8 protein-coding genes and 1 riboswitch are annotated in these 13,857 nt (G+C 45.7%); of the genes, 3 read left to right on the forward strand and 5 right to left on the reverse strand.

Translation table 11 applies throughout. The features are described from left to right. Positions 1-2 precede the first annotated feature (2 nt). From AAA952_RS17795 to AAA952_RS17805, 3 genes are all read right to left on the reverse strand, one after another. Positions 3-1,349: an amidohydrolase family protein gene (locus tag AAA952_RS17795; RefSeq protein ID WP_338258727.1), complete on the reverse strand. Its 1,347-nt coding sequence runs from the start codon at positions 1,347-1,349 to the stop codon at positions 3-5. Then, positions 1,349-4,438, reverse strand: coding sequence for an amidohydrolase family protein (locus AAA952_RS17800; protein WP_263202364.1), 3,090 nt, complete (start codon positions 4,436-4,438; stop codon positions 1,349-1,351). The genes AAA952_RS17795 and AAA952_RS17800 overlap by 1 nt, the downstream gene beginning before the upstream one ends. A gap of 216 nt (positions 4,439-4,654) precedes the next feature. Continuing rightward, on the reverse strand, positions 4,655-5,047 hold the full coding sequence (locus AAA952_RS17805; RefSeq protein ID WP_028761125.1) for an H-NS histone family protein: 393 nt from the start codon (positions 5,045-5,047) through the stop codon (positions 4,655-4,657). A 310-nt stretch (positions 5,048-5,357) separates the two neighbouring features. Between AAA952_RS17805 and AAA952_RS17810 the strand changes: the two genes are divergently transcribed. The 3 genes from AAA952_RS17810 to AAA952_RS17820 all read left to right on the forward strand — a co-directional run bounded on the left by AAA952_RS17810 (position 5,358) and on the right by AAA952_RS17820 (position 8,974). Next, positions 5,358-6,107 carry an electron transfer flavoprotein subunit beta/FixA family protein gene (locus tag AAA952_RS17810; RefSeq protein WP_028761124.1) on the forward strand — a complete coding sequence of 250 codons (750 nt, stop codon included), beginning with the start codon at positions 5,358-5,360 and terminating at the stop codon, positions 6,105-6,107. Next, positions 6,108-7,034, forward strand: coding sequence for an electron transfer flavoprotein subunit alpha/FixB family protein (locus AAA952_RS17815; protein WP_028761123.1), 927 nt, complete (start codon positions 6,108-6,110; stop codon positions 7,032-7,034). 95 nt (positions 7,035-7,129) lie between these two features. Beyond that, positions 7,130-7,326, forward strand: a riboswitch (Lysine riboswitch). Positions 7,327-7,405: 79 nt separating this feature from the next. Further along, positions 7,406-8,974 carry a Na+/H+ antiporter NhaC family protein gene (locus AAA952_RS17820; protein ID WP_028761122.1) on the forward strand — a complete coding sequence of 523 codons (1,569 nt, stop codon included), beginning with the start codon at positions 7,406-7,408 and terminating at the stop codon, positions 8,972-8,974. 143 nt (positions 8,975-9,117) lie between these two features. Here AAA952_RS17820 and AAA952_RS17825 read toward each other — a convergent pair whose 3' ends face one another. Further along, positions 9,118-11,268 carry a M3 family metallopeptidase gene (locus tag AAA952_RS17825; protein ID WP_338258728.1) on the reverse strand — a complete coding sequence of 717 codons (2,151 nt, stop codon included), beginning with the start codon at positions 11,266-11,268 and terminating at the stop codon, positions 9,118-9,120. A 204-nt stretch (positions 11,269-11,472) separates the two neighbouring features. Then, positions 11,473-13,554, reverse strand: a complete 2,082-nt coding sequence (locus AAA952_RS17830) for a multiheme c-type cytochrome (protein ID WP_338258729.1) — start codon at positions 13,552-13,554, stop codon at positions 11,473-11,475. Between the last annotated feature and the right edge of the window lie 303 nt (positions 13,555-13,857).

Raw genomic sequence — 13,857 nt, forward strand, 5'->3', positions numbered from 1 at the left:
TTCTACCGCTTAAGGTACTTTTGATAAAGCTGCTGATGGCGATTATTCAGATCTATCTGCCGCCCTTCAATCCAGATAGCCTCAATTTTATTGGTCATAGGGTCGAGAATGTCCCCTTCGGACAGCACGACACTGCCTTGGTATCCCACCGCTATCGCACCTAAATCCTCCACACCTAACAGTTTTGCGGCATCTAAGGTGATGGACTTAAGTGCTTGTTCAGGTGTTAAACCATAGGCGGCGCTGTAACCTGCGGCGTAGGGGAGGTTACGGCTATTCCAGTCCGATGAGAACCCAAGGGCGAAGGGAATGCCTGCATTGGCGAGTAAAGATGGGATCTTAAAGGGTAAATCGACTGGCTCATCTTTACGTTTAGGCAGACTCAAGGTATGAGGGTAAATGACTCCAGCCTTAACTTCCCTTAGGCTTGAGTCCAAACGCCATGCATCGTATCCGCCGACAATTACCAGTTTGAATTGGTATTTTTTCGTCAAGGCGATCACTTGCTCAATTTGGCCAACACTGTCGGCATGGGCAAACAGTGTCGCTTTGCCTTGGTATAGTGGCAACATGGCCTGCCAGCGCAGGTTGTTGGTCGCGGACTGCGGATCTTCATCCTGGTTTTTGTCTTTACCGTTGGCCTTATCACTTAAGAAATAGCGATAGCCATTTTCAAAGGCGATATTGAGCTTGTCGATCGCCAGCTGATTTTTCTCGATGGCCTTGGCTTTCTCTTTTTCATCTTCTGGCATGCGTTTGATTTGCGGCCAATAGACATGGAACTGTCCAGCACTTGGCGTCAGCGCATCTTCAATCGTCCATGCATCGAGATCCACCAGTACCGATTGTCCAGCTAACCCATCACCGCTTGGGACGATTTGCGCGTGGGTAATGCCGTTGTAACGTATGGTCGGGATGAGCTCCGAATCCGGATTGTAAGCTGTGGCCGTGCTGATCTGCGGATTGATATAACCTACCTCGGCGTTATCAACCGTTGGGCGGCTCATTTCAATTTCAACCAAACCTAAGCTGGTATCGAGGGCAATTAAGCCCGGATATAAGTGTTTACCGCTGGCATCGATGATTTGAGTGTCACTGGTTTCTGCGGTTGCATTGTTGATTTGGCTGGTCAGTTGAGGCCCAACGGCCGTGATCTTGCCATTTTCAATTAAGACGTCTGTGTTGCTGAGCACGCCTTGAGTGACTGTGTGCACAGTGGCGTTTTTAATCAGTACGCTGCGGCTTTGTTTAGGCGTAGGTACGATATCATTGGCCATAACTGGGGCCTGCGTGGTGCAAATTGCGCCGAGTAGCGCCACAAACAAAACGGTTTTAGATAAATGTTGCATTATTTGGCTCCCTCATGAGCGTGGCCCCATGCCTGATAGTGAGTGTCGCAGTGCCACTGTGGCTCGTTGAGTGGCGTAACTTTTTCACCCGCTTTAGTTTGGTCATCACTGCTGAGAATTTTTTGGATAAGTGCGGCGCGCTCGTTCACCACAGCTTGCTGGGCAATTTGGTCTTGGTCGCGGTCAAAATAGCGTTTTCCTTCAACCCATGCCTGCGTCACTTTGGCGTAAATAGACAGAGGCTCTGCGTTCCAGAGTACGATATCGGCCATTTTGCCTGGGGTGAGTGAACCCACAAACTCATCGACTCTTAATTGTTTGGCTGGATTGATAGTGACCATATTCCAAGCGTCTTCCTTCGACATATTACAATACATCATAGACTTAGCCGCTTCTTGGTTGAGTCTGCGCTGCATTTCATAATCGTCAGAGTTAATGCTGGTGGTCACACCTTTGTTTTGCATCAAACACGCATTTTGTGGAATCGCGTCGTACACCTCAAACTTATAGGCCCACCAATCGGCAAACGTCGAAGCGCCAGCGCCATGGGCGGCCAGTTCACTCGCCACTTTGTAACCTTCGAGCACATGGGTAAAGGTTTGCACTTTAAAGTGATAAGCCTCGGCTAAGCGGATAAACATCAGGATTTCTGACTGTACATAGGAATGAATATGTACGTCGCGTTGCTGGTTTAATACTTCGGCGACCGCCTGCAGACGATAACTTGGACGCGGGGCGACGGTTTTCTTTTTATCGCTGGAGCGCAGATTATCATAGGTTTTTAACGCCTTTTCATAGGCGATAGCAGCGTCGAAGGTTTCTTCAAATAACGCTTTTACTCCCATGCGAGTCTGGGGGAAGCGCTGAACAAATTTCTCACCCCAGTTACTCTGTTTGACGTTTTCACCTAAAGCAAATTTGATACTGGCGGACGCGTTAACAAATTTGAGTTGTTCGGCTGGCTCGCCCCATTTCATTTTGATCAGTTGTGATTGGCCACCGATAGGGTTGGCGCTACCGTGGAGTAATTGCGCGCTGGTGACGCCGCCCGCTAAGGCGCGATAGATTGAAATATCGTCGGGATTAATAATATCGCCAATGCGTACTTCAGAGGTAACTGCGTCTGTTCCTTCGTTAGTACCGCCATTAATGGCGATATGCGAGTGTTCATCGACTATGCCGGCGGTGAGGTGTTTACCTGTTGCATCGAGGACTTGATAACCTGATGGTGTACTTAATTGTTGGCCAATTTTTTCGATGCGGCCATTGGCCATCAAGAGATCAGCATGTTCGAGAATGCCTTGCTTATCCGATGTCCACAGGGTGGCATTCTTGATGTGTAGCTTCTCAACATTAGGGGCTTCTCTCAGTCCGTAAGCGACGTTAGGGAAGGTGAGGTGACTCACTAGGCTCGTGTTGGCTTCATTCTTGGGAGCTTGATTGTTTGCTTGGTCTGCATTTTTGAGCTTTGCAGTTTGAGTCATAGCGACACCGGCAACATTTGTAGTGCGACTTTTTGCATCGACCATACGACCTTGAATGCCGTCATCGGCCATCCACAGCGTAAAGCGGCTAAGGCCGTTAATGCCTGCGGCGCTCAAATTGGCAGTAAAGCTCAATCTTCCGTTATCATCTAACTTAAGTTGAGTGAGTGAGATACTTTGTTCGCCACTGCTTAAATTGCCTTGGATGTTGGGTTTATCACTTTTACTTTCATCATGTAGCGATAAATCTAGCGTGAGGTTATTGAGGCTTAATTGGTAATCTCCCAGTAATCGTGCTTGGGGAAGTGAGCGCAGACTTTGCTCCTGACCTTGCAACCAAACACTGTAGATCTGGCCATCTTTAAAGATATTGCCTTTAGTGATAACAAAGTCAGCCATATAACCGGGCGCGAGTTTACCGGTAAAGTCGGCGGTGCCTGTCATCTCTGCGGCTTGGGTGGTGAGTGCCGCGAGAGCTTTTTCTTCACTTAAACCTTGGGCAATGGCTTGGCGTAGGCGCGGCCAGAAGGCATCTGTCTTAATCCCAAACTGCGTTAACGCAAAGGGGATACCCGCGTTAGCTACCGCTGCAGGGTTGGTTGGTGCACGTTCCCACTGTCTTAAATCCGCCAGTGATACTTCACGATCAGCGTCATCTGTGCCGACATCGGGTGCCTGCGGATAGTTTAAAGGCAAGATCAACGGATAGTTCAGCGCCTTTAACTCATTGATGCGTGAGTATTCTTGACCATTACCAAGTAGGTTGGCTGGCAGTTTATGTTCTTTGAGTAAATGGGCTGCACGTAATTGGTCGTTGAGATTTTTGGTTTCAAAGATAATTTGCTTATCGGCTAAATTATCTAAACGCTCAAAGGCAATATTAAATTCGACTTGATTGTTTATTGCGCCATTGGCAGGTTTGTTTTTATTTTGGTTATACCAATTTGCATCGGCAAAGGTTTGCCTAATAAGTGCAATGCTGCCCATTAATGATGAGGGATAATCTTGTTCAGACGAACCTTTATCAAATGCCATAAAAGGTTGACTGCGGGCGCGATAAATCACTTCATTAGCCGTTTTGTCTGCTAATGAAAGGCTGACACCCGTCCCACGGAAGATACCGTCGAGTTTGCTACTTTGCACACTGGTGAAACCATTATTAATCCACTCTTTTGCGCGTTCTTTATTGGGGTAAACGTAATTAAACCATTCTTTTTCAGAATGAATTGCACCATTTTCCGCATTACCACCTATACGCTTTATATCATAGACGGGGCGAGTGAGCTTAAGTTTGGGATATTCGAACTCAATCCCATAATCAGTAAAAGGATCGATAAATCCGGGATAAATTGTATAACCACTCAAATCGATTCTAAATGCGCCAGCGGGAATGTCGTTGTGCTCAATAATGGCTTTAATTCGATTATTTTCAATTAATAAAGTGGCATCGCTTAAACGTTTTCCCGGGGCAATAATTAATTCAGCATGGGTAAATGCAGTGAGTTTACTGGATGTTGTTCCAGTATTGAGCTGGGCAAATGTTGTTTGTGATACTAAGCTAGCGATTATGCTGCAGCTTATCATTATCTTATTGTTTATCTGCATTATTTTATTCAATCGAGTGAGGGTGAACAAAGAGTAACTGAAAGCAGATGTAAATACTAAGGCTGAATTGTAACGTAATTTGAGCGGGAGTGAGGTGCGGAATTAACGGCTGTCGTTTAAGTTTGAAACGATTGATGGATATAAAAAAGCTCGCAATTAATGCGAGCTTTTATGCAAACTTGTGTTGGCAAATTAGCGCCATCACACTTGGTTGGATTAGATTAAGAAATCTTCCATAGAACGACCTTTGTTGATCTCGTTCTTAAATACGGTAGGCATACGGCCTTGGCCAGTCCATTGAACCATTTCACCGTCAACTTCAATTTGGTATTTGGCTGGACGAGGAGCGCGTTTCTTCGCAGCAGCTTTAACAGCTACGCCACCTAAGTCATCAATTGATAAACCAACGGCTTCCATTTGTTGACGGATTTCTTCAATCTTAGCATTACGAGCTGCCATGGCTTGTTCTTCTTCCTCAGCCATAGACTCGCGTTCTACTAAAATTTTATCTAATTTGTCGGCTAAATCACGTAACTCTTCAACGCTAAGTTCTTTTACTGCAGCTTTAAAACGACGGCCGTGAGTTAATATCTCTAAAAATTCGCTCATATCTATTTTCGTCCCACTCTATTTTTAATACAGGATAATGGTGAACAACACCTAAATGATAGAAACTAATATAGCTCGAATCAAATAAAATTATGCGTTTTAAGGAAATTAAATATTATTTATTTTTTGAACTTTTCTTATTCCCTCAAATAAGTGTCCAAAAAAGTGGCCGTTGCAGCGGATTAAAAAATACAAACAGGCGTTTGACTTTGGTTGACGTTAACGTTAACAGGACGTAAAGTTGTTCTATCCTGCATTGGTATTAACCAATGTTTTGTCCATGTACATGAAAGTGTAGGAAGGAAACCCTATGAAAGTATTGGTGCCCGTTAAGCGCGTTGTTGATGCCAATGTGAAGGTCAGGGTCAAAGCTGACAATACAAGTGTTGACACTGCAAACCTAAAAATGGCGTTGAACCCTTTTTGTGAAATCGCAGTAGAAGAAGCGGTTCGTTTAAAAGAAGCGGGTAGCGCTACTGAAGTGGTTGTTGTCAGTATTGGTAATAAAGCCGTGCAAGAACAACTGCGTACCGCGCTTGCATTAGGCGCAGATCGTGCAATTCATATCGATACTGAAGAAGAGCTCGTGCCAGTGTCTATCGCCAAATTGCTCAAAGCGGTACAAGACAAAGAACAAGCAGAGCTGGTGATTTTTGGTAAGCAATCCATCGATGGTGATAATAACCAAACTGGCCAAATGTTTGCCGCGTTAATGGATATGCCACAGGCGACCTTTGCTTCAGAAATCAAATTAGAAGCGAATACATTACAAGTCACCCGTGAAATTGACGGCGGCATGCAAACTCTTAAACTGCCTTTACCTGCTGTTGTGACCGCCGATTTACGTTTGAACGAACCCCGTTACGCTTCACTGCCTAACATAATGAAAGCCAAGCGTAAGCCATTAGAAGTATTTACTGTGGCAGACTTAGGCGTGACGTTAAAGAGTCACCAAACGATTGTGAAGGTCACTCCGCCAGCTGAACGTAAAGCGGGCATCATGGTAGCGTCGGTAGCTGAGCTAGTTGAAAAGTTAAAAAATGAAGCGAAGGTGATCTAAATGGCCATTTTAGTATTAGCTGAACATGATAATGCAGCACTGAAACTCGATACGGCAAAAATTGTTACCGCTGCCCGTGCCATAGGCGATGAAGTACATGTCTTAGTTGCGGGTCACCAATGTGGCGCGGTTGTCCAAGCAGCACAGGCACTACAAGGCGTTAGCCAAGTACTCGTTGCCGATGCCAGCGTGTATGAAGCGCATTTAGCGGAAAATTTTGCCAAATTGCTGGTGGACTTAGCGCCAAACTATGGTCACATTCTGGCCTCGGCTTCAAGTTTAGGTAAGGATACGCTTCCGCGCGTGGCTGCTTTATTAGATGTCGCGCAAATCTCAGAAGTTATTACCGTCGTCAATGCGGACACCTTTGTGCGCCCTGTGTATGCGGGTAATGCCTTAGCGACAGTGCAAAGCCATGATGCCATTAAAGTGATGACAGTGCGCGCTAGTGCATTTGACGCTGCGCCAGAAGGTAACAGTGCAGCTGTGACGACACTCGATAAAGTGTTTGAAGCGAGAACTCAGTTTGTTTCCCAATCGCTGACAGTTTCTGCCCGTCCAGAGTTAGGCAATGCTGGCATTATTGTATCTGGCGGCCGAGGCATGGGCAGTGGTGAAAACTTCGGCATGTTGGAGCAACTTGCTGATAAGCTCGGCGCAGCCGTTGGCGCATCACGCGCAGCCGTTGACGCAGGTTTTGTGCCTAACGATTTACAAGTGGGTCAAACTGGTAAAATCGTTGCGCCAAACTTGTATATTGCCGTCGGTATTTCTGGCGCGATTCAACATTTAGCCGGCATGAAAGACGCTAAAGTCATCGTTGCAATCAACAAAGATCCTGAAGCGCCGATTTTTCAAGTTGCCGATTATGGACTCGTTGCAGATCTGTTTGAGGCGGTTCCTGAGCTGATTACAAGTCTCAGTTGATTTTATCCGTGATCTAGGTCACATTAAGTGGCTTTGCGGTAGCATCTGCTAAGCCGCTTATGTTTTTATGTGCCTCACGCCCGTGCAAGGGCGTTCTTAGAAGTAGAGGCGCGCCAAATATTAGTAGTGATCAGTAGGGTGATTCCGTTGATCGATTGCGAAAGGATTTGGTGCCGAAGTGGTTCGATTTATCACGATCGACTGCTGGGGTTGTACCTAATAGGTGCAGCACTGCCATAGTATTTTCCGATATGGATATTGGGAATAGTTACTATGGAGCGCTACTGATAGGACAGGTGACCTTGGGTATCTATTGCCTTTTCCCACCAGTTCAGTCGCCCTCCATTCGTATTTAACGAAGATAATAATCAATGACTGTTATGAATTATGCCGATTCGGCACTTTCCTTGTTGCCGCCTGCGGTGGCTATCGTGTTGGCGATCTTGACTCGCCGTGTACTGCTTTCTTTGGGGTTAGGTATTTTAATTGGTGCTTTATTGCTCAATCAATTTTCACCTTTAGCAACGGGTGAGTTTGTATTTAATGGCGTTAAAGGGCTTTTTTGGACTGATAAAGGTCTAAATTCGTGGAACTTATATATTCTCGGTTTCTTAATTGTACTGGGAATGATCACAGCGTTAATTACCGTAAGTGGCAGCGCGCGGGCTTTTGCCGATTGGGCTCGTTTACATATACGTAATAAACGTGACGCTAAACTATTGACTATGTTTTTAGGTTGCGTAGTTTTTATTGATGATTATTTCAATAGTTTAGTTGTTGGTTCGGTCGCTCGACCTGTTACCGATCGTTATTATGTTTCCCGCGCTAAGTTAGCTTATTTATTAGATTCTACTGCGGCGCCTGTGTGCGTTATATCTCCAGTTTCGAGCTGGGGCGCTTATATTATCGCACTCATTGGCGGGATATTAACTGCCCATGGTTTTGCTGATACGGGTCATTTGAGTATTTTTATTCAAATGATCCCGATGAACTTTTACGCAATCTTCTCCTTGTTATTATTACTTTTTGTTGTCTTTATGGGACTAGATGTTGGGCCAATGCGTGAGCATGAGCTCAATGCCCAACGTGGTAATTTATACGATGAGTCTAAAGGATTACCGCCTGGGGCGAACGCGGATTTACCTGAAGCCGAAACCGGTAAGATTTTAGGTTTGTTCCTGCCGATTACCGTGTTGGTATTTGCAACCCTCTATTTCATGATTAACAGTGGCGCTCAAGTACTCGCGGCGGAAGGGATTGAATTTAATATTATTTCTGCTTTTGAGAAAACCGATGTCAGTTCATCACTTTTCTTTGGTGCATTAATTGGTCTAGCGGTTTCGCTGATATTGAATTTAGTGCAAGGCGTTGAGAAATTGATGATAGTCAAAGGTATAGTGCAGGGCGCTCGCTCTATGCTGCCGGCGATTTACATCCTGTTATTTGCTTGGACAATCGCAGGTGTGATTGGTCAACTCGAAACCGGTAAGTTTATGGCGAGTTTAGCAACAGGAAATATTCCGTTCGCGTTTTTACCCGCCTTAATGTTTGTGCTAGCAGGTATTACCGCGTTCTCAACTGGTACTAGCTGGGGTACGTTCGGGATCATGTTGCCGATTGCTGCTGATATGGCGATGGGAAGCCACACTGGCATGATGTTGCCTATGCTTGCCTCTGTGCTGGCGGGGGCTGTATTTGGCGATCACTGCTCGCCAATTTCCGACACGACTATCTTGTCGTCTACGGGTGCTAGTTGCCACCACATCGACCATGTGGTGACTCAACTACCTTATGCACTCATTGCGGCGTTTATTAGCTTAGTGGGTTATGTGGCACTTGGATTTACCGAGTCTGTTGTCGCGGGTTTAGTGGCTTGTAGTGTGGCATTTGTGATCAGTATTATCGTACTTAAAATCAAATCGAAAGGCGCAATTAGCTAGACGTTAATTGAAACCTTTCACTGCAAACGTTCACGACAAATAAGTCAAAATAAATCAGCCAGCATTATGCTGGCTGATTTTTTGGTTAAGGCTGAGTTTGTCTTTATCTCTAGCCTATCGCATTAAGGCTATCAACTCTTAGCTTAGCGTGCTTGATCTAGACCGCGGCGTTTAAGTAAGCCTTCTGTGGTTGGTTCTTGTCCGCGGAAGTTTTTGTAGGCGTCCATTGGCGCTATGCTATTACCCACTTCACGGATCGTTTTGCGGTACTTCATGCCGATTTCACGATTGAGCCCGCCTTGGGTTTGTACATAGGCAAACGCATCCGCCGCTAAAATCTCACTCCACATATAAGCGTAATAACTTGCCGAGTAACCGCCGGGGAAGGCGTGGGCAAAATAGGTCGACTTATAACGCGGAGGTACGGCACTAATGTTTAAGCCGTGCTTTTTCAAGGCATTGGCTTCAAAGGTTGGTACATCTTGCAACGGCGTATCTGGGCTTAATGAATGCCATTCCATGTCTACTAATGCGGCGGCCATGTATTCCAGAGTGTCAAAGCCTTGGTTGAAGCTGCCAGATTTCAGCAGTTTTTGCAGCAGTTCATCGGGAATGGGTTTGCCCGTTTCGTAGTGTTTCGCGTAGTTCGCTAACACTTTTGGATGGGCGGCCCAATCTTCTTCAAACGTCGATGGGAATTCGACAAAGTCGCGTGAAACCGAGGTGCCCGCCAGACTTGGATAAGTCACTTTAGAGAACATGCCGTGGGTGCCGTGACCCATTTCATGGAACATAGTAGTGACTTCGTTATAGCTGACGAAGGTGGGTTGACCTTCGGGCGCTTTCTTTATGTTCATCACGTTGACGACCACAGGTTTAGTGCCTTCGAGGAAGGATTGACCGACGAACGAACTCATCCAAGCGCCACCACGTTTACCTTCACGGGCAAAATAGTCGGCGTAGAAAATGGCCATGCTTGAGCCATCGGCATCAAACATTTCGTAGGCTTTCACATCGGGATGGTAAACCGGTAAATCTGGGCGTGGTTTTAAGGTGACGCCATAGAGTTCTTTGAGTGTGTAGAATACGCCGTCTTCGAGAACGCGGTTAAACTCGAAGTATGGGCGAATGCTATTTGCATCGAGGGCGTATTTTTCTTGGCGGACTTTTTCTGCGTAAAACTCCCAGTCCCACGGTGCCAGTTCAAATTTCCCACCGGTTTTAGTGATCATGGCTTGAATGTCGGCCGCTTCTTTCTCTGTGTTAGCAACTACCGCAGGCACCATTGAGCCAAACATGCTGTAAACCGCTTCGGGTGTTTTGGCCATTTGCGGTGCTAATCGATAACTTGCCCAGTTTTCATAGCCTAATAGTGTTGCGCGCTCGGCTCTGAGTTTCGCTAAACGAGATACGAGTGACGCAGTTTCGTTTTCACCAGTTAAGCCACGGTTCGCTGAGGCTTCCCAAATACGCTGGCGTAGCTCACGGTTTTCCAGTGATGCCAACACAGGTTGGCGAGTGGTGTTGGTGATGTTAATCAGATACTTTCCATCGTGACCTGCCGCTTTGGCATCGTTCGCGGCTGAAGCTATTTCACCGTCGGTTAATCCAGCAAGTTCACTTTTTGAATCCACCACAACGGCGATTTCTTTGGTTAAGCGTAATAAACGCTGAGAGAACTCATTCGTTAGTGTTGATTGTTCTTCATTTAACGCGCGGATTTTAACTTTTTGTTCATCGGTAAGTTTAGCGCCAGCCATGATAAAGCGTTGGTGATATACCTTAACCAAACGTACGGCTTCTGGAGTTAACCCTAAGTTAGTGCGGTCGTTATAGATGGCTTCGATACGGGCAAATAGCGCTGGGTTTAAGTTGATATTATCTGAGTGGGCCGCCATTTTGGGCGCCATTTCGCCTTGGATTTTACGCAGTTCTGGATTGCTATTCGACCCTGCTAAATTATAAAACACGCTTGATGCACGGTTGAGTAGGGCGCCGCTTTTCTCCATAGCGACAATCGTATTATCGAAGGTTGCTGCTGCCGGATTATTGGCTATTGCGAGAATTTCTTGATACTGCTCAGCCATGCCTTGCTCTAGGGCTGGCGCGAAGTGCTCATTCTTGATGAGGCTAAAATCAGGGGCTTGATATTGCAGGTTACTGGCTTGGAACAGCGGGTTTTGGGTTTGTACCGAGATAACGTTAGGTGCTTTAGTTTCTGTGCTGCTGCAACCTGCCATGAATCCGGCGGTGAGAGTGGCGCCGATGGCGATGGCAATAAAACTTTTACGCATAATTGAGTGACTTCCTTTGAATTGTTGTTTTTTTAGGACTGTAACGTTAGTAACTTAAATAGGACTGAAAATGGCTTGTTATCGGGTAATGTATAAGTAAAAAAGGAGCCTCGCATTAGCGAGACTCCTTTGGCTATTTCCTTGCAGGGAAAATAGGTACCGCTTTTTACTTACTTCTTAATCACGCGATGATGAGATGATTAATTAGCGAGTAAACTTGTGGTATTTATCAATACCAGAACTTCTACCAGTGTCATGACATACTGCACAAGATTCAGAGGTCGGTTGTTTAAACCAATCAGCCACACTTGGTACGCTGATTTCACCACCGTTGCTTGCCATATGCGCCTTAGCAGAATCGCTAGTGTGGCAGGCATAACAGTTAGCGGTGACAGGACTGGTCATTTTGTTACCTGGCTCAAGAATGTATTGATTGGGCACTTTGCCTAAATCAATCGCTTTTTCGTGACAGGCAACACAGCTAGTAGAGGCTTCAATTGCGCCTGCACCGTTTGCGGTTTGCGCTTGAGTTCCATCAGCTTTAACTTCACCGACTTTAGCGCCATTACCCCAGTGCCAGCTGTGTACCATAGGACCAAAACCAGCGCCTAAGGCTGCTGATGTACGTGCCATGCCGTTGTCATGACAGGCGATACAAGCATTACCACCTTCATCGAAGGCACCATTTTTGTGGAACGCAGTGGCATCGTTGTGACAAGTAGTACAGCTGTTAGTACTCGCTATCTCACGACGTTCGAAGCCAGAGACCTTTTGAGTGGTGACAGGGTTAACGACATCTGAGTAAGCCGTAAAGGATATGCCCATAGAACCATCATAACCTGTCGCTCTTAGGCTACCATTACTTTGGTAACGTTGATTGCCATCATATTCCATCCAACCAGCGGTACTGAATGTCACGCGGGCAGAATAAACATAGTTAGCATTCACTGCGCTGATATCTGTCAGTAAATGACAGATATTTTTAGTGCCGTCAGTGTTGTAACCATAGTAGTAGTTAGTACGGTTACCTGGGCGACCCACTAAGCTGCCATTTTCATAGGAATGTAAATAAGCGCCCGCATAAACTACGGGTTTCTTAGCGTCATATACTAGCGGGCTAGAATAGTTAAAGTTGTCTTTAATGCTAAAGACGTTACCATCGGTGTCTTTCACTGTCAGCGTTGTACACCAGCCTGGGGCGGTTACTGCAGCCGCAGCACCTGTTGGCGCATAGTGGTCTGTCTTGGTAGAAATATCATCTACTTTAACAGGTGTTGATAGACTCAATTTATACTTAGCGCGAATCGCTTGGCGTTCGGTTATACCCGCTTTGCTTTCGTGCATAATGCGCAGATCCGCACCATTACTTGGGATAATAGCCCCAGGTACGCCACCACTGTCATGGCAATCAATACAACCGGGTCCAGCTACGTTGATGTTTTTAGGTGCTTCAACGTGACAAGATGTACAGTTTTGTACTGAAAAGTCTTTAGTAAAATCTTGGTGATTGATATGACCAATTTTAGATAGGGTGTTTGTCGCATAGCCACCCGTAGAGAAACCTTCAGCATTGACAACTGCGCGGCTGACTGAACCGTGACACACTAAACAGCCTTCCACGAAGGTGACTTCGCTGTCCATGCCAGTAGCGACATAGCTTGCATGACGACGAGGGCTTGTTGAGTAGTCGATATGGCAAGAGTAACAACTATCAGTTGTAGTTGAATGGGTGCCTTCAGGTTTGTTAACGACCAGAGGTTTAGAGGTCGCAATACCATTATTACCACCGACACGTAACCAAACGATACCTTCAGTGCTTGGATTAACCCCTTTCATTGGTACTTTAAATTGGTAATGACCATCAGCTAAAGCGGTCAATTCAGCGCCGACGGTTGCTTGAGTTGCTTCACCGCCAATATGGACGTTATCTGCAACACCATTTTTATCAGCTTCGGTGCGGTTAGTGATGAAGCCTTTATCTGTTAGTGCCGCCACTTTGGCTTGAGCATTTAACAGTCCGTTGATTAGGTTATTGTTTTCATCTGTAATTTCAAATTCGTAAGTGATACTGCCTTCGCCAAAGCTATAGTTGATCACTTTGACGTTAGTCATAGTAGAACTGGTGACAGGGGGCGGTGTTCCTGGCTCACCGGGTGTTCCAGGGATACCGGGCGTTCCTGGTGCTCCATCTACACCATCTTTACCATCATCGCCACAGCCAACAAGGGCGCCAGTTAGTGCTAAGGCAACTAAATATGCCAGTTTTCTAGAGGTGAAAATTCTCATCATAATCTCCATTTGATCCAATATGCGAATAAAGGACGGAGTGGAGCACTAAAGTTTGCAGGGTAGATTAGTGCTTTGACCGTTGGTCTCAATTTGCAAGCTATCGAATACTTTTCTTTTTTTAATTGAGCACGTTTTGTCTCGAATGAAATATTACTGTTAACGCTATGTTTATTTTTTGAGCGCAAGCCCATTTATACCTATTACTTTGGAGGTAGATCGCACTTTTTAAATTTAACTTTTACTAATTTTTCCTTATGAAACAACATTTAAGTTTCAGTTAAGCTTTCATTAACAATTGAA

The sequence above is a fragment of the Shewanella sp. M-Br genome (genome assembly GCF_036245925.1).
GTDB lineage: Bacteria > Pseudomonadota > Gammaproteobacteria > Enterobacterales > Shewanellaceae > Shewanella > Shewanella oncorhynchi.